This is a genomic window from Vibrio sp. A37 (assembly GCF_059777565.1).
In genome coordinates, this window is record NZ_JBLNLI010000017.1 from 30,514 (window position 1) to 47,200 (window position 16,687).

Here is a 16,687-nt window from a genome sequence, read left to right on the forward strand (position 1 = left end):
GGAATCTGGAAAATGCACATAAGACAATCGAGCAACCGAAGTTTTCTACTCTCATTACTTATCGCAAGTGGTTTTATTGCACTGGCATTTATCCAAGACGAAATTGCTCACCACACACTAGAAGTCGAGCAAAAAAAATATAACAGCCAAACTATCATCGGCAATATTAAACACACTCTGCTCGATATGGATAAGCTCAGTGAAGAGCATACTTCTAAGCAACTGACTCACTGGAGTTATAAAGGGAGAAGCCTTGCGTCTTTAGCGCATAATGATCAGTTTTGGTTTGATCAATTTGGTTTTGAAAAAGCCGAACTGAGCATATTGCTTTCTATACTCAATGCAGAGAAAAAACTGTTTGATAGCGTCCATTCCAACAACGCAAGTCTATCGTCACATCTACAAAATTTAGTGGTTCGGCTTGACCACGTTCTCTCGAAAACCAGTCATCGATTAGAGCAAGAAAAACAATTACTTTTGGACAAAAAATCGGCGATGTACAGAAAATTTGGTTGGCTGCTTTTTATCATCGTCCTAGCGATAATGATTGAGTACATGTGGGGCAAGCGAAAAGTCGTGGCACCGATAGAATTGCTAACCAAAACCGCCAACAGCCTGTTTAAAGGAAATTATAAAGAAAGAGCCAATATCAATATAGATAACGAAGTCGGAGAACTGGCTCAGACTTTCAACAAGATGGCGAGCGCGATAGAAAATGATATCGCAGCCAGAAAACGTACTGAAATCGAGCTACAACACTCGAAAGAAATTGCTGAAAAGGCAACTCAGGCTAAATCGGAGTTTTTGGCGAATATGTCGCATGAGATAAGAACACCGATGAACGCCATTATCGGCATGTCATATTTAGCTTTGGGAACTGACCTAAACGAAAAGCAGCGAGATTACATTGAAAAGCTTCATACCTCTTCCCAATCTTTATTAGTGATTATTAACGACATTTTGGATTTCTCCAAGATAGAAGCAGGACGGCTTGAATTTGAAATAACCCCCTTCAAGCTGGACGATGTTCTTGAAAATGTCTCCAACATTATTGCCCTTAAAGCCCAACAAAAAGGCTTAGAGGTGCTTTTTGATATCCACAACAACGTACCTTTGTCTTTGGTCGGAGATCCACACCGACTTGGCCAAGTCTTAATTAACCTGACTGGTAACGCGATTAAATTTACTGAGTCAGGGGAAGTGGTCATTCAAGCTCGTTTGCTCAATGAAAACGATAACGAAACCGAGCTTGAATTCCAAATCCAAGATACAGGAATTGGCATGTCTTTGGACCAGAGCGAGCGACTTTTTCAATCTTTCACCCAGGCCGATGCTTCAACAACAAGAAAATACGGTGGCACTGGACTTGGATTAGCGATCTGCAAACGTTTAGTTGAAATGATGCGAGGCAACATTAAAGTTAAAAGTGAGTTGGGCGAAGGTACCAGAATTATATTTAATGCTCACTTTAAGCAAGATGATATTGCTGGACATAAACTAGATAAACATCTTCACTCTGACCTACCAAAACTAAAACACTTAAATATTCTGGTTGTCGACGATAATAAAAGCGCAAGAAGAATGTTGGAAGATCAGCTAAGCGCTTTAGGCTTCCATGTGTACACCGTAAGCTCTGGCAAGGAAGCAATTAATATCCTTCACTCTCCCCCAAATAATCAAGCATTCGACTTAGTCCTTATGGACTGGCAGATGCCTAAGATGGATGGTATTGAAACCATCAAGCAGATCAAATCTAAACAGCAGATTTCATCAATTCCTAATATTTTAATGGTGACAAATTACGCTAAAGAGGAGGCACTACAAGCATCAGAAAAAATGGAATTAGCTGGGACAATTGTCAAGCCTTTCACCCCAACGACTCTGATTAAGCAAATAGCTCAGCTATTCGAGACTAAAGAAGAAAAACACCCACGCCAAACTTCTGACAAGCGGGCAAGCCAGCCAAGTAAATTAGATACCATCAAAGGCGCAAAAATATTGGTCGTCGAGGATAATGAAATTAATCAGCACCTGGCCAATGAGTTGCTCACTCGAACTGGTTTTTCAGTCACACTTGCCAATAACGGATTGGAATGCCTTGAACGTCTCGAACAAGAGGAATTCGATCTTGTACTCATGGATATTCAAATGCCTGAAATGGATGGTTACGAGGCGACACAAAAAATCAGAGAAAATCACCAATATTCAAATACGCCTATTGTGGCCATGACGGCAAACGCCACGAACGAAGATAAGAAAAAGTGTTTAGATATTGGGATGGATGACCATATTCCAAAACCTATTGAACCGAATAAACTTTTCCTTTCACTACTCAAGTGGATAAAGCCGCGTAATCCTTCCGATCACTCCTAACTCATTGGTAAATTGGCATGAATTTGCTTTAGCCAAATAATATAGTGTCGATTCATTGCAATATCGCATTTCTCTTTGCTCACATCAGGGTGATTCGATAACGCTTTGTTGGTGGCTAAAAGCAATGTGCAGTTGTTATCTCGATAATCGATAAAAGAATGATACGACGCATCAAGAGCTGCCACCATATTCTGGCCTGGTAGTTTCAATCGCTGGTACTGCTTTTCTGCACGTACTAAAGACTCTCTCTTATGTTCGTACACACTTTTTAACTCCAGACCCGAGTTTACCGACGCTTTATGAATGCACTTCGCATACAGATTAATCCAAGGGATATCCGCTGTTGCCGTCACATTCGAGCACACTTGTGTTTCTGTACTCCCCTCAACTTGAGAGGCTAGCGTTCCAAAGGACAAAAATAATAGAGATGCTACGGCTATTTTCCTAACTTTAATACCTATTATCGATTTCAAATTTAGTCCCCTTTTAGAGTACTTTTTGAACGGCTTTCTTGGTTTGCAAAGAATAAATTTTTCATTGCGGCCCATATTTACAATTGCTTACATTTACTACCTAGATATAATCTTAGCCGCCATATTTCAGAGTTTGTCTAGGGACTGCCACAGATAAAGAGTCATAAAACAAAAAATTCTATGGTTTGTTCCTTATCTTCACATTCATACTTCATTTGCAGGTTCAAAATGAATCCAAAATTAAAAAGCATTGCAATAGCACTGTCAGTTTCTGCGCTAGGCGCTTGTTCGAGCATTCCATCAACGTCTCCTGAAACCTCAAACCTTATCAGCAAAGCAGACGCTGGTGACGCCGCCAGTCAAGCCAAATTAGGAGAAATGTATTACAACGGAAAAGAGGTAAACAGAAACTATTCTACTGCCAAAACTTGGTTTGAAAAAGCGGCTAAGCAAGGCAATGCTAACGCTGAAAATAGCCTAGGAGATATGTATTACTACGGCGATGGCGTCAAAAAAGATTACAAGCAAGCATTCAACTGGTATAGCAAAGCAGCGAAACAAAATAACTCCGATGCTCAAAATAGCTTAGGCGATATCTACTATTATGGACACGGAGTTAATATCGATAATGCCAAGGCTGTCGACTTTTACCTTAAAGCCGCGACGCAAGGCAACAGTGAAGGTGAATACAACCTTGGTTACGCTTATGAGCAAGGTTATGCCGTTTCTGTTGACCTGAAAAAAGCCGCAGCTTGGTACAAAAAATCTGCACTACAAGGTGACTCAGATGCGCAAGAGGCTTTAGGCCATCTATACCAATATGGCCAAGGTGTACCAAAAGACTATAAGCTAGCGAAGAAATGGTACAGCCAAGCCGCTGATCAAGGTAATAGCAGTGCTCAGGTTGATATGGGGTATCTCTACGACTACGGGTTAGGTGTTGAAAAGAATGAGAAGATAGCATTTAGCTGGTATCAGAAGGCCGCAACACAAGGTGACGCTACCGCAGAGTACAACCTAGGTAACATGTACCGTAAAGGCTTAGGCACTCAACAAAACTACAAACAGGCGCTGAAATGGTATTCAAAAGCTGCCGATCAACACTATGCCAGTGCTGCGCTTCACCTAGGGTATATGCTGGAGGACGGACACGGCATTAAACGCAACCTGAAAGACGCTTTTGGAGCTTACCAAATTGCTTCTCTCTACGGTAATGTTCAAGCTGAAGTTGAAATAGGCCGATTCTTTGAAAATGGCTTGATATCTAGAAAGCGTAAAGATTGGGCGTTCACTTGGTATGATCTGGCGGCTCAAAGTGATAATGCCAATGGCCAAAGTAATATCGGTCGATTCTATCAATACGGTATTGTTGTGCCACAAAACTACCAGAAAGCCATTTATTGGTACAAGAAGGCGCTGGCCAATGGTGATGAGTATGCCAAAGATCATATAGCCAGCATGTACCTTTATGGTCAAGGGTTTAAAAAAGATGAGAAAAAAGCACTCGCGATGTTTACCCAAGCAGCGAAATCAAATGACAGTTACGCGCAAGATATGCTTGGTTGGATGTACGAAAAGGGTCTTGGTGTAAAACAAAATTATAAAACTGCGGCAGCATGGTACTTAAAATCGGCGAAACAGGGCGATGACAGCGGCCAATATGATCTAGCTAGAGCTTACCAATATGGACATGGAGTAAAGCAAAGCAACACTAAGGCTGTTCACTGGTATCAAAAATCTGCAGCTCAAGGCAACTCAGATGCAGAGTTCAAACTAGCTTATCTCTATGACGGTGGAAAAGGCGTCACTGATTACGCTAAAGCGAAAAAGCTTTATGAAAAAACTTCTGCTGATAACGCCCAGTCCATTAATAATTTAGGTGTCATGTATAACTCAGGGCATGGCATCAAGAAAAATGATCAGGTCGCAGGAGCTCTATACAAACTTGCGGCGGTACAAGGAGATACAACTGCGCAAAAAAATCTAGCGTACATGTACGAAGATGGCACAGCCGTCGATCAGAGTTACGTGAAAGCCTACGCTTGGATGAGTATTGCCGCTGAGCAAGGAAGCAAAGAAGCGAGTAAAGAGGTGATATCTCTGAAACCGACTCTATCTGAAACTCAACTTCAACAAGCGAATCAATACGCTAAAACACTGAAGAAAGTCATCAAGAGCGAAAACGACGCTTAATAGGACTGTAAATATAAAAAGCAGCGAAGGGTCACTTCGCTGTTTTTTATTTGTTTGTCGGAGCCTCAGATTGGCAAGTCTGCTCGTCGTAGTCCAGAACCGTGCCACCTACACCTTCGAACTGAACTCTTACCACCATACCCTGTTTGACAAAATCTCTAAGATCCACACAAGCCGCTTTGTAGCTAAAGCGCATAGTGGATGCTGAAGACCAACGATAGTCTTCGCCTTCAATACTTTCACTATAATAAATCACACCATTGTCTAACACTTTAAGATGTTTAATTCCTGCTAACTCTTTCTTAGCTTGAGCAATAGTTTGCGGTGATGCGGTGGTTTTTATGTTGGCTGGGTTTAGCGCTTGGCAGCCAGAAAGTGCCAACACAGATCCAGTGAGAAATAGAAGAGACTTGAATGATTTGCGCATAACGTCGAGATGTCGATGATTAGAAATTGGCGCGACTATAAAAGAATCAATCGATCCTGTCTAGCTAAAGGATTATCCGAACCTATACGCCCTCGCGTTGTGAAAAGGCTGCTCATGAATTAACCGTTAATACTCAATAGGTTGACAATCAATTTATGACTAGTAAACTTAGTGCCCATCGGACTGTAGCGCAGCTTGGTAGCGCACCGTCATGGGGTGTCGGGGGTCGCTGGTTCAAATCCAGTCAGTCCGACCATACACTTCAATTAGGGTTTGTTTCACGAGCTTATAGTGTTTAAACCCTAAGACCTCATTTCCCCCTAATTGTTCTCGTTGATCTTGCTCCTCCAGAAACGAACTAGCCACTGAGATATCCTAATGAAACTAAATGAATTTGTTAAAGAGTTCGATGTTCGATTCACTGACTTAAATGCCGGCAATCACCTATCCAACCATAACTTGCTTGGCTATATCACAGATTATGTCTCGTCATATCTCCACCAATTTGATCTCGATATGGGCAATGTATATGACTACAACATTTTGTTTAGTCGAATTAACATCGAGTTTAAAAGAGAAGTGTTTGAATCAGATGTAGTTGTGATCGGAGTTGAAAGTACAGAGATTAAAAGTAGGAAGCTGACTTTAAATATCGTCGCTAAAGTCAGAGACAAAATAGTAGCAAGATCAGCGCATGAAATCTGCTTCTTAAAAGATGGCCGCGTGGCAACAATCACTGATCAAATATCAGAATTATTTGAATGTTAATGATGACAGAGCGGCAAACGTTAAAACCGCTCTGACAAAAGCGCTATGGCTTCATCATCATTCCGCCATTCATTTGCATCACTTCACCTGTCATATTCGCTTGCTCAGACAAAAACAATACTGCATTGGCCACTTCTTCTGGGTCTGACATTACCTTTGTCGGAACCATCTGCTTAAGCAGTTCAGAATTTGGGATTTCTTCAATCATATCGGTTTTGACAAACCCAGGTGCGACACAATTTATCGTCACTCCTTTTTCTGCATATTCTAGCGCAGCAACGCGTGTAAAGGCTTCTAACCCAGCTTTGGATATTGCGTAACTCGCGAAACCTTTTTGAGGGAATGAGCTCAACACCGAAGAAATATTAATAATTCGGCCGAACTTATTCTTCGACATATTGCGAATAAATTTTTGGCTAATAAATACCGCCGACTTTAAGTTTACATCGAGCACTTTATCAAGCTCATCTTCCTTCAATCGAAATACAAGCTCTAAGCTACTGATCCCCGCGTTGTTAACCAGAATTTCTGGCAAGCAGTCCGAATCTTTTAGCTCTGAATACAATGCATCTAAGTCATCACGGTTTGTTACTTCCAATTGATAAGCTTGCAAACCGTTGTCGCGTAAAAAAGCCAAGCCATCTTCACTACGAGCCGTCGCTAAAACCTGATAACCCAGACTTTTAAACTTTAATGCAATAGCAAGCCCAATACCGCGATTAGCTCCTGTTACTAGTACTTTCTTCATTTAAACGCCTTATTTAACTACTGAGTTTTGTTGTCCATACGTAATATGCTTTTTAAAATTGACTGAAGCATAAGTGAGTACGGAAAAAGCAATGACATAAACGGCAGGTATCAACACATATCCATTATCGATTAACGTTGCAGCCAGAATCGGCGCTGTGCCACCAAATATCGCAGCCGACACACTATAAGCCAAACTGCCTCCCGTACAACGCACTTCTACAGGAAGGTTGTCGAACATATATTTGAAAATACAAGCCGATACGCCAGAATTTGCCAACGCATAGAGAACAAAACTTATCACTATCATTGGGTGAGATTGAACGCTCGCTCCATAAAATTGAATAAGCGCCATCACACCTATTGTTGGAATGCTCAGCTTCAATACTTTCATGTAGCCTAGCCTTTCAGCAAGTAGCGCAAACAACGGAATTAGCACCGTGACTGAGCCTTGCACAATCGTCATATTTAACGATGCGGAACTTGGACTATAGCCAAGTTTAGTGATCATATAGCTAACGAAGTAAACGTTTGATGTGTAGACATAAACACAGAGAAAAGCGCCTATGATAGCAATCTTAAGCACGCCTACTTTGTATTTAGCCAGTTGGCTGAATATCTTCGTCGTTTGCCCAGAGCGTTGCGCTTTCATTTGCACGAATTCTGGCGATTCAGCGAGCTGCTTTCTAAAGCAAGCCAACGCAATAGAGATCAAACCAATGGCGATGAAGGCAAATTGCCACATATTTGGATGAGAGCTTAAGCTCACCAAATAAGCGACACCACCACCCAAAAACATCCCCGCCGACGCTGCTGTGCCAATCCATGCACCAGCAAGGATACGGTTTTTACTCGCGTGCTCGATAAGGAAAATTGATGAGTTATTAAATTCGCCGGATACGGCAAAGCTTTGCGCTAAGCGACACAGAAGCAGCAAAGCCGGAGCTAGCAGCCCGATTTGCCCATAGCTTGGAATAATACCAATGGCCGCAGTAGCCACACCCGCAAGAAGTGAGCTGAAGATGAGAGGCTTTCTTCTGCCCTTTTTATCGGCATACACACCAAAGATGATCCCACCTAGCGGCCTACCGATGTAGCTAATGGCAAAAATGGCATAGGTCAGAATCAGTGGCAGATCACTACCTGAAGAGGTATCCGGAAAAAAATAATGGCTAATCGCCACACCAAGGTACATATAGAGTGCATACTCCAACCACTCCATAAACACCACGCTGGAAGCGAGTAAGGTTATTCTGTTTTGTTTCATAGTAAAGAAGTAATCACTTAGCTAGACATGAATGTAAGCAGAGAATTTCGATTGTTTTATAAACCAAATATTTAAAGCTCACAGATTAAACGTTGGGATTATCTGTGCAATAGAAAGGCATGTCAAAAGGCTGTGAGGTGGATACTGGAAACAACAGCTTATCATTCATTGCTTTTTTGCTAAAAAAAAGCCCCGATAGCTTAATATCAAACTATCGAGGCCGATTTTAGAGTTGACTTATTTATTGAGCAATAGTCATGGATGTAGCTGAAGAAGTCAGTTTATAAGAGTTTCCAGACCCTATCGATACCTTACCAGTGGCGTTTTTAGCTCCTGCAACACAAGTATGATATCCACTATTAGAGCTAGTAGTCTGTGGCTGATTACCCCACAGTGCTACACCGACCTGATCAATTGGATATTTAACGTTATTGTCGCCACTTTTACCTCTAGACCAAACATTTTTGCCTGTTTCGTCATAACCAACGAGGTCGCCTTGGGGTTCTAGGACTAGTCTTACTACCCCTTTAGATTCTGGTATGATCTCGTACCCATCACCAGTAGTGCCTCCTGGATTTTTTTTCTTTTCCAAAGTTAGTCGTCCATCACTGTTATAACATATCGACTTGTAACCTTTGCCAGCGACTTCTAAATTCCACTTATCTTTATTACTCTCATTGCGCTTGATTTTTAAATTTCCATTGTTCATCCATAGCAGTTTACTTTCACCTGATTGCAACAGTACTTTTGCTGGCTCACCTTGCTCTGGAATACTAACGCATTCACCGCCTAGCTTGGGATCATTGTTGATAGTGATATTCCCAGCCAACATTTCATGACTGGTATCTGCAGCAATTGAAGCTGAGCATCCAATCCAAGCTCCACCAGAACCGATTGTGCTTTCTATAGAGTGCGGTGTGTAATCTTTCTTTTCAGTATCTTTAAACTTACTTTGATTGACGACGCTATTCACTTTTACTTTGCCTAGACCATCTATGTAATCATCGATAGTTAGAAGGTAATGCGTCATTTCCATTGGATTATTATCATTTTCCTCATCGCGCTTCGCAGAATGATGATCGGTACCAAAAAAGTTATCCAGTTTAAGGCTATTTCCACTAGAAACATGGTTGACTAACTTAGTCTCAATTAAATCGCTATTGTAGTCATCAACATTTACCCCATTCATGGAAAGAGCAATTGATTGTATATTTTTATTAGCATAGCTGCCCTCAGGATCTGTAATGCGAATACCAGATGAGAGGGCTATCTGATGGTCTTCCACAGCTAGTGACTCTGGACTATGGAAATCTGATAGGACATCCGTTGTTTTGGTCGTATGCAGATGTAACGCACCGCTATTATTGGTTGCGTCGAATAATATATTTCTCAACTCCTCCCTCGATTTACCTTTTAGCTCTTGAGATAGTTCATCGCTCTCTGGGTTGATTTTAATTGCGAACGCATAGCCAGAAAATATAGCTTTATTTTCATTTCCCTCGCTTGGATAATAGTTCTGCATCCCTATGTTCCACGAAGAAAGGTCCTTCTCTGGGTACGAATCCAAGATCCTGTAGTTATCTCGATTAGTGCTAGAAGTACTAGCACCAGCGCCTCCGTTGACAACCACCCATCCGTCAGGGATTTCTACAGAAAATTTAGCGCGTTTCCCGAGTTTGTCATCCAGAGCTTGACTTACTACGTATTTAAATACCCCCCAAGAAAGCGGACCGCTACTACCGTGTGTTGCCATGTATGAAGAAGTTAGATCATCTAAGTTTACGGGATAGTCACTCAACCTTTTTTCTAATGTTTTTTCCGCTTCTGCACAATCTCCATTCTGTGCCCAACATGAACTTATAGCGGAGTTTATGTTGTCTAAACCAGATTCTACTTCATCATTGACCTTATCAACTTTGACTCGTTGTTTATCATATAAGTTCGGGTTGTTGAGAATCGCATCTGCACGCTCCGCATAAGACGTATAAGTATCGTAAAAGTCTGCGATAGACTGTCTAGATTCAAGGGTCGCGTCTGATATATCTCCTAACTTGGTAATTTCTTCCGATAAGCTTGTAGGAACCGAAGCGTTAGAATATGGAGCCGTTGAACTAGTCAGGACAGCAAGACGTGAAGGAATATAATCTCCGTTTTCGTCTTTAAATTGCCCCTGAAAATCAGCAGAATAGTTTTGAACATTTTGAATTACGGTTTGACAGTCTTCTATATTCCCGTTGTTACAACCTGTGAATGAATCATCATTTGTTATCGCATTTGCGAGCTGCGTGACGTCGCCCCCACGTTGAAGCAGTGTTATCTCTACTTTTGCATTGGACTCCGAATGTTCTTCTAGATATTTAAGAGAGTTGCTCATACTGACAGAACCTTTCGACACTTTGACTTTAGCTTCGAAATCCGTTGTTTCACTTGAGGAGCCAAACTTTATTTTCACGTTAGAATACAAATCACCACCAACGGTTTGGGTATTGATCCAACTGTCTCCGCAGGTTGAGTAAAAATCTTGTGTACCATTGTTTTGGCGATTTAGAATAGCCTCCGCATCACTATTTAAGTGAGCGATACCAGCAACTTTTTGTGTTCCGATCAACATCTTGTAAGACGAGGTAAACGACAGATTAGTATTGGACTTTGCGGTTTCCCTTGCATAGCTAGCGGAGGCAGAAGCAGACCCTATAACGCCCGAGTAAGATACATCGGTACTTAAACCTAGGCTTGTTGCTACTTCAGAGTTACTCATTGAAGACTTAGTCGTAAGTTGAGCCTCATTACCATAATCAGTTTCAATCAGAGACTCACCAGAAGAGTCTTTGAGTGCCACACATTTATTGGCGATTGCAGTGTCATAGTGCTTGGTATATCCCTCACCAAGCCCCGCTACGTAGCTAGAGCTGAGCTTAGGTTTATCCGCACCGAATAACACAAAGTGGCTTTTTCTTACGATTGGCTCTTTTACATTGTCACTGTCTAGTAGTGACGCATGCGAAATCCCTGATACTGACAATCCAATTGCAGCTGCGATTACATTTATTCTTAAATGTTTCATAAAGTTATTCCTATTAACATTCCGTTACATTCCTAATAACAGTTGCTAGGCTAAAGCAGTCTCGCGACAAGTCTATAATGAGTTGTCAATAGTAATAAGCTCATAAAATAACTGGATTAATTAGGTACTATTCCTATTTAATAAATCTAATAATAAAAATGGGAAATAAATAACAAATATACATACAATAAGTAAATAAAAACAAACCATATAAATAAAATTTAATTATTAAAAGGTATAATTTAAATCAAAAATAATCATATATTTTTATCAGTAAAAACATATTCCACCATAAAGTAAAAACCAAGATCACAAATAATCATTCAAGATAAACGGTTATTTATCAGAAAAAATAAATATCAATAAAAATCCTGTTAGGAATTATTTCACAAGAGGGTACGTGTAAATAAAAATAGCCACACTATTAACATAACTATCAATTTTCGATACATCCAACTCATAGTGATTTGAGAGAATTGATCTTCTGTATGAAGATTCATTACACAAGCTAAAAATCTGGCGATAAATTACCTATCTGGTTAATTTAACAAGATTACTATCATTAAAAATACCGATACAATTAATAATAAGCCAAAAATAAATACCACCAATACCAGAAGGCATCCCATTCATAAATCAAATAAAAATGAGGCTATAAGTTTTGAGAAGGTTCCATTTTTCAAAAGGAGAGTTCAACCCTAAGTCTTGGGAAGCTCTTAGAAAGAATCCGCATGGGTTTACCGATCATGCCAATATCATCACTGATACATTTCATTCTTTAGTTCATGACATACGGCTATTGAACTTTACTTTCTCAAGAATAATAGAAAAGACGGTTTATTTAACGGCAAGCAACCTTGACTTAGCTATTGGTCTTAATGAAACAAATAATTTATTTGATGAAAATATTTTTAATCCACATTCTATCATTCCAATATATAATCGGTTTGACTATAACCCTTCATTATATAGCTCAGTGAAAGCATTTTTTGGCATTAATCACGATCATATCTACTCGCTCATATTAGAGTACGATAATGGTCATTCGAAAGATGTCTTTTCATATTTAATAGAAGCTGATTCAAAAGTTCTTCTACCTTCCATCTATCCATTGCTTCACAGTTTATGCTTATATTTTTACTCTAAGTTTGAATTTAAGCTTTTTAGCATTGCCTTTGAGCATGATGAAACTTTTCTAGAAAGCTCTGGCAGCCAGTTCTCTCCTTTCAGTGAACTTGGAAAGAAACTTGAGTTAACAGCAAAAAAAACCAATTACCTTAAAGCACTCAACTTAGGAATGGGTAGTAGAAATATAGCCGAAACATCGAATCGAACAGAAAAAACTATCGATGATGCTTTGAATATGATTCGAAACAAGCTAAACCTAGAGTCTCGATTAGATTTAAAGACATATTTGCAGGTTTATTACAACAAAAGCATCTATAGCTACTTCAATGATCCTGCAAATCACCTTTAGCAAAGAATGAATTTTTTAATTCACTAAAATCAACAACTCGATATCAACAGAAGGAACGATCTATGCGTCACAACGTCAGCTTTACCTCTCATGGCAGCAATATCATCGGCCACCTTTATTTGCCTACAGACACAACAGATAAAACACTACCACTAATCATTCTCTGTCATGGATTTTGCGGAGTGAAAGAGCTCCTGCTGCCCGAATACGCAGAATACTTTGCAAAGCAAGGCTACGCCGCATTAACCTTTGATTATCGAGGCTTTGGAGAAAGTGAGGGAGAGCAAGGACGCTTGGTGCCAGAGCTACAGATTCAAGATATTCATTCTGCTATTGATTGGGCAAGCAAACAATCCAACTTAGATATAAATCGAATCGGTCTATGGGGCAGCTCATTTGGCGGTGCAAATGTTATTATTGCTGCTAGCCAATCATCACAAGTTAAGTGTGTTGTCTCTCAACTTACCTTTGCAGACGGTGAAGAGGTCATTACTGGTGACATGTCGAGTGAGGAAAAGACCAAATTCTTTGCAACTCTTGAACGAATGCGTGACAAAAAAGCGAAAACGGGTAAAGAAATGATGGTACCCATTTCTAAAGTGTTGAGCGATCCTCAGTCTATCGAGTTTTTCAATCAATACAGCGTTGATTTCCCTGCACTTAACATAAAAATTCCATTTCTAACCGTTTGGGAAACGATAAACCATAAACCTATTAACGCGCTATCGGAATTAGACAAACCATTACTTATCGTTGCTGCAAGCAATGATGGCGTGAACCCTGTCAGTGAGTCGCAAAAACTGTTTGATTCAGCGAACGAGCCTAAAAAGCTGTACATTGAGCCCGATGCGACTCACTACCAAATTTACCATGGTGAGAAATTTGAATCAGTCGCGCGGCAAGAGCTTGATTGGTTCAACAAGTACCTTTAATTAATAGCAAAGGCAGTATTTCTATACTGCCTTTTATACCAATGACTTAACTTGAACCTGTTGACCTAATAGATATGTCTAGATAGTTGAGTAATCGCCTCAACTGACTCTCGCACAACCAAGGCTGGAGACAAGTTAAAATTCACATCCTGCTCTTGTTTATTTATTTTTTGTAACGTAAGTTGCACCGCTTCGAGGCACATTTGCTCTACTGGGAACTTTACGGTCGTCAACGGCCGAGAAAGGTATCGCGTAAACATGTGGTTATTGAAACCGATTAGGGATATTTGCTCGGGAACGTCGAGGCCCTTTTCTTCAAGCGACTTCAAAGCACCAAACGCCAGTTGATCATAACACGCGAATACCGCACTAAAGCCTTCGTTGCGATTGAGCAACTTTTCCATAGCACGAGATCCTGACTCTGAACTGAAGCGCGCTTGAGAAACAAGCGACTCTTTATAACTCAATCCAACTTCTTCTATCGCTGTTCGATAGCCTTGTAAGCGCTCTCTCGATTCAGAGCAATCTAATGGTCCACTGATACAAGCGATTTTCTTGTGACCCATTTTCAACAAATATTGAGTAGCAAGCTTGCCGCCAAGCTCATTATCAATGTTGATACAACTCGTTTCTATTTCTGGAATAAAACGATTAATAATCACAACAGGTATATTCTGCGCTTGTAAATCTATTAAATAGTCATCAGATAAATGAGGAGTGTAAAGGATCAACGCATCCACACGACGACTCAACAGAAATTCTACTGAGCGGCGTTGGCTGTCTTCTGTGATTGAGCCCGCCGAGGCCAGTACATGATAATTAAACTGGCGCAGTTTATCTTCGATATTCTTCAGGGCTTCCGCATAGATCTGCTCAGAAAAATCCGGCACAACAACACCAATACAGCCGCTGCCAATGATTGATGTGGGTGTTCTCATTGCTTTCTTTCGATAACAAAGGGATTCAATGGCTTTCTCGACTTTAAGCTTTTTGTCATATCCAACGCGACGAGTTCCATTGATCACCCTAGACACGGTGGCTTGAGAAACTCCAGCTAATTCGGATATATCTTTAATTGTCGTCACAAACCCCCCTTCCATTTATCCATTAGAAACTTTGGAAACAAAATGTAACCGGTTTCATTTTTGCTGATAATAAGGAATAACGGACAATTTGTATGGGAGGAGATCACATTTTTAATATGAATAATTCATAATTTGATGAGAAAAGTGACGAATGTAACGGATAAGGTGGAATAGCAAGGGTGATTAAAAAGGCTTGGAATTCGAGCAATATTCAACCTAAAAGGTCAATGCGTTCTAGCTAACTCAGCCTAACAGTTAGGCTGAGTTAGCTATCAACACAAATCTAGGCGTATTACCGTTACCACCATGCTTCCCACATTGCTCCAAATGTCAGGGTGTCTTGCTTAGTTGCACTGGTGAATGCCCCATTTGTACCGATAGATTGGTCATCGTTTGCATCTCCAACCGTAGTATAAAAGCGCAACATTGGCCGTTTATCGCTGCCTTTTCCAAATGAGATATTCTGCGATACTGTGACTTTCCAAGAGCGGTTGGTTATCGCTTCGTTGTCAAAATCGACTCTATCATAGCCAAACTCCAACCAAGTCGAGTTGACATCATCCCAGAAATACATAGGGCGGACAATTGCATTATATCCCTTACGGTCGTACTGCGAATAAGTGCCGTCTTTATAGGTTTGATAAGCAGTTAGATAAGCAACTGACATACTTTGGTTAACGTCGTAACTACCATCAAAACTCAATAACAGTGCCTTCTGACCTTCGGTTTTATCCAGCACTTTGTCTTTCGCATTGTCTGAATAGCGAACCACTACATTGTTGTTATCGAAATTGAATTTTGCTGCCACTTGATACGCGTTAATACGATTGCCAGAGTTAGCTGTTGATTTATCATCAAACCCCCAGTTGGCATAAAAAGTCACACCACTATTTTCAGAAAAAGTGATGCCATGAAGAGTCGTGGTTATCGCATAATCGCCATTTGCACTGTCATCAGGGCCACTATCAACTGCACTAACAAAACTGGCATCAAACTTTAGGTTGCCAGGCAATTCTAAGTTATTAAAACCAGCGCCTTGACCATCGGTCGTCATCCAGTAATAGTCGTTAATATCGGTCTGTATTCTTTGGTTAAAATTGCGACCCGCCCAAATATATAAGTTACGTTGGGACTCATATAAATTGGTGACACCAGCATAAGCTTTTGGCACTTCGACATTATTTCCCCAATGGTTGAACATCACGTCGATATTCCAGATTGCACCAGATGCATTACTGAATGTTTTGCCAAACTGGAACTCCCCGCCATTCCCCTCATTTCCTAACCGCCCGGTAGCGTTGCCGTTCAGACTGCCATTTGTAGAAACAAGCTTCGAGTCTCCTGCTTGGTATGCGGCACCATAGCGAGCATAACCGCTGAAATGAATACCATAGGTATCATCTGATTTATCACTCAATACTTCTGGCTGCTGTGATTCCTTCTCGCTGTACTCTTTATCAAACTTGGTTTCTAACTCCTGAAGACGGCGACTCAAGTCGTCAATATCTTCATTATCTGCATACGAAGGAATAGAAAGGATTGCTGTAGATAACGACAGCACCACTGGTAATAGCTTCGAGCTTTTCATTTTTACGCCCCTAGTTCTTAATATGTATTTTTTATGTCGCAGACATACTAAGAAATGAAAGAGCTGAAAGTTCTATGGCAATTCACATCGTGATTGAGCTGATAGACAGTACTAACAAGTGTTTCTGTTTTTATCTCATGCTAAATCATTCTCTATCATGCAGTTAAACGAAGAATTTAGACAAAAGCCAGAAAGGAAACCGGTTACATTTTTGTAATGATAGGTTAATCCGATCACAAAAACTCGTCGTATAGTCGCTCAAGTTATATGCATGAAGAGGAAATATTTCACCA

Annotated in this window: 12 protein-coding genes and 1 tRNA gene; 6 read left to right on the plus strand and 7 right to left on the minus strand. The window is 40.5% G+C overall.

Annotated features, from left to right (window positions below):
* Window positions 1–12 precede the first annotated feature (12 nt).
* A complete protein-coding gene (locus tag ACM2FC_RS19875; protein WP_498482772.1) occupies window positions 13–2,373 on the plus strand; it encodes a response regulator in 2,361 nt (786 codons plus the stop codon).
* On the opposite strand, the gene ACM2FC_RS19880 is transcribed toward ACM2FC_RS19875, so the two are convergent.
* Window positions 2,370–2,846 (minus strand): lysozyme inhibitor LprI family protein, encoded by a 477-nt coding sequence (locus tag ACM2FC_RS19880; protein WP_498482773.1) that lies wholly within the window; start codon window positions 2,844–2,846, stop codon window positions 2,370–2,372. The genes ACM2FC_RS19875 and ACM2FC_RS19880 overlap by 4 nt on opposite strands.
* A gap of 228 nt (window positions 2,847–3,074) precedes the next feature.
* Between ACM2FC_RS19880 and ACM2FC_RS19885 the strand changes: the two genes are divergently transcribed.
* A complete protein-coding gene (locus ACM2FC_RS19885) occupies window positions 3,075–5,039 on the plus strand; it encodes a tetratricopeptide repeat protein (protein WP_498482774.1) in 1,965 nt (654 codons plus the stop codon).
* A gap of 46 nt (window positions 5,040–5,085) precedes the next feature.
* On the opposite strand, the gene ACM2FC_RS19890 is transcribed toward ACM2FC_RS19885, so the two are convergent.
* Complete coding sequence (locus ACM2FC_RS19890; protein ID WP_498482776.1) at window positions 5,086–5,466, minus strand: hypothetical protein; 381 nt, start codon at window positions 5,464–5,466, stop codon at window positions 5,086–5,088.
* Window positions 5,467–5,645: 179 nt separating this feature from the next.
* Between ACM2FC_RS19890 and ACM2FC_RS19895 the strand changes: the two genes are divergently transcribed.
* Together ACM2FC_RS19895 and ACM2FC_RS19900 are read left to right on the plus strand one after the other, a co-directional pair.
* A tRNA-Pro gene (locus ACM2FC_RS19895) sits at window positions 5,646–5,722 on the plus strand.
* Between the two features lie 122 nt (window positions 5,723–5,844).
* Window positions 5,845–6,234 (plus strand): acyl-CoA thioesterase, encoded by a 390-nt coding sequence (locus tag ACM2FC_RS19900; RefSeq protein WP_498482778.1) that lies wholly within the window; start codon window positions 5,845–5,847, stop codon window positions 6,232–6,234.
* Window positions 6,235–6,277: 43 nt separating this feature from the next.
* On the opposite strand, the gene ACM2FC_RS19905 is transcribed toward ACM2FC_RS19900, so the two are convergent.
* The 3 genes from ACM2FC_RS19905 to ACM2FC_RS19915 form a co-directional block, all read right to left on the minus strand.
* Window positions 6,278–6,982, minus strand: a complete 705-nt coding sequence (locus ACM2FC_RS19905; RefSeq protein WP_498482780.1) for an SDR family oxidoreductase — start codon at window positions 6,980–6,982, stop codon at window positions 6,278–6,280.
* Window positions 6,983–6,991: 9 nt separating this feature from the next.
* Complete coding sequence (locus ACM2FC_RS19910) at window positions 6,992–8,248, minus strand: MFS transporter (protein WP_498482781.1); 1,257 nt, start codon at window positions 8,246–8,248, stop codon at window positions 6,992–6,994.
* Between the two features lie 241 nt (window positions 8,249–8,489).
* Window positions 8,490–11,312, minus strand: a complete 2,823-nt coding sequence (locus ACM2FC_RS19915) for a hypothetical protein (protein WP_498482783.1) — start codon at window positions 11,310–11,312, stop codon at window positions 8,490–8,492.
* 661 nt (window positions 11,313–11,973) lie between these two features.
* On the opposite strand from ACM2FC_RS19915, the gene ACM2FC_RS19920 reads away from it, so the two are divergent.
* Together ACM2FC_RS19920 and uilS are read left to right on the plus strand one after the other, a co-directional pair.
* Complete coding sequence (locus ACM2FC_RS19920; protein WP_498482784.1) at window positions 11,974–12,789, plus strand: hypothetical protein; 816 nt, start codon at window positions 11,974–11,976, stop codon at window positions 12,787–12,789.
* A gap of 62 nt (window positions 12,790–12,851) precedes the next feature.
* Window positions 12,852–13,721: a UilS family quorum-quenching N-acyl-homoserine lactonase gene (gene uilS, locus ACM2FC_RS19925; RefSeq protein ID WP_498482785.1), complete on the plus strand. Its 870-nt coding sequence runs from the start codon at window positions 12,852–12,854 to the stop codon at window positions 13,719–13,721.
* A gap of 65 nt (window positions 13,722–13,786) precedes the next feature.
* Here uilS and ACM2FC_RS19930 read toward each other — a convergent pair whose 3' ends face one another.
* Both ACM2FC_RS19930 and ACM2FC_RS19935 read right to left on the minus strand, forming a co-directional pair.
* On the minus strand, window positions 13,787–14,806 hold the full coding sequence (locus ACM2FC_RS19930; RefSeq protein WP_498482786.1) for a LacI family DNA-binding transcriptional regulator: 1,020 nt from the start codon (window positions 14,804–14,806) through the stop codon (window positions 13,787–13,789).
* Window positions 14,807–15,104: 298 nt separating this feature from the next.
* Window positions 15,105–16,394 carry a carbohydrate porin gene (locus ACM2FC_RS19935; RefSeq protein WP_498482787.1) on the minus strand — a complete coding sequence of 430 codons (1,290 nt, stop codon included), beginning with the start codon at window positions 16,392–16,394 and terminating at the stop codon, window positions 15,105–15,107.
* Window positions 16,395–16,687: the final 293 nt, after the last annotated feature.

What these genes read in the sequence shown, in the direction of transcription:
- ACM2FC_RS19875 (WP_498482772.1), top strand. Translation starts at nt 13, where the DNA reads ATGCACATAAGACAATCGAGCAACCGAAGTTTTCTACTCTCATTACTT.
- ACM2FC_RS19885 (WP_498482774.1), top strand. Translation starts at nt 3,075, where the DNA reads ATGAATCCAAAATTAAAAAGCATTGCAATAGCACTGTCAGTTTCTGCG.
- ACM2FC_RS19890 (WP_498482776.1), bottom strand. Translation starts at nt 5,466, where the DNA reads ATGCGCAAATCATTCAAGTCTCTTCTATTTCTCACTGGATCTGTGTTG.
- ACM2FC_RS19900 (WP_498482778.1), top strand. Translation starts at nt 5,845, where the DNA reads ATGAAACTAAATGAATTTGTTAAAGAGTTCGATGTTCGATTCACTGAC.
- ACM2FC_RS19905 (WP_498482780.1), bottom strand. Translation starts at nt 6,982, where the DNA reads ATGAAGAAAGTACTAGTAACAGGAGCTAATCGCGGTATTGGGCTTGCT.
- ACM2FC_RS19910 (WP_498482781.1), bottom strand. Translation starts at nt 8,248, where the DNA reads ATGAAACAAAACAGAATAACCTTACTCGCTTCCAGCGTGGTGTTTATG.
- ACM2FC_RS19915 (WP_498482783.1), bottom strand. Translation starts at nt 11,312, where the DNA reads ATGAAACATTTAAGAATAAATGTAATCGCAGCTGCAATTGGATTGTCA.
- uilS (WP_498482785.1), top strand. Translation starts at nt 12,852, where the DNA reads ATGCGTCACAACGTCAGCTTTACCTCTCATGGCAGCAATATCATCGGC.
- ACM2FC_RS19935 (WP_498482787.1), bottom strand. Translation starts at nt 16,394, where the DNA reads ATGAAAAGCTCGAAGCTATTACCAGTGGTGCTGTCGTTATCTACAGCA.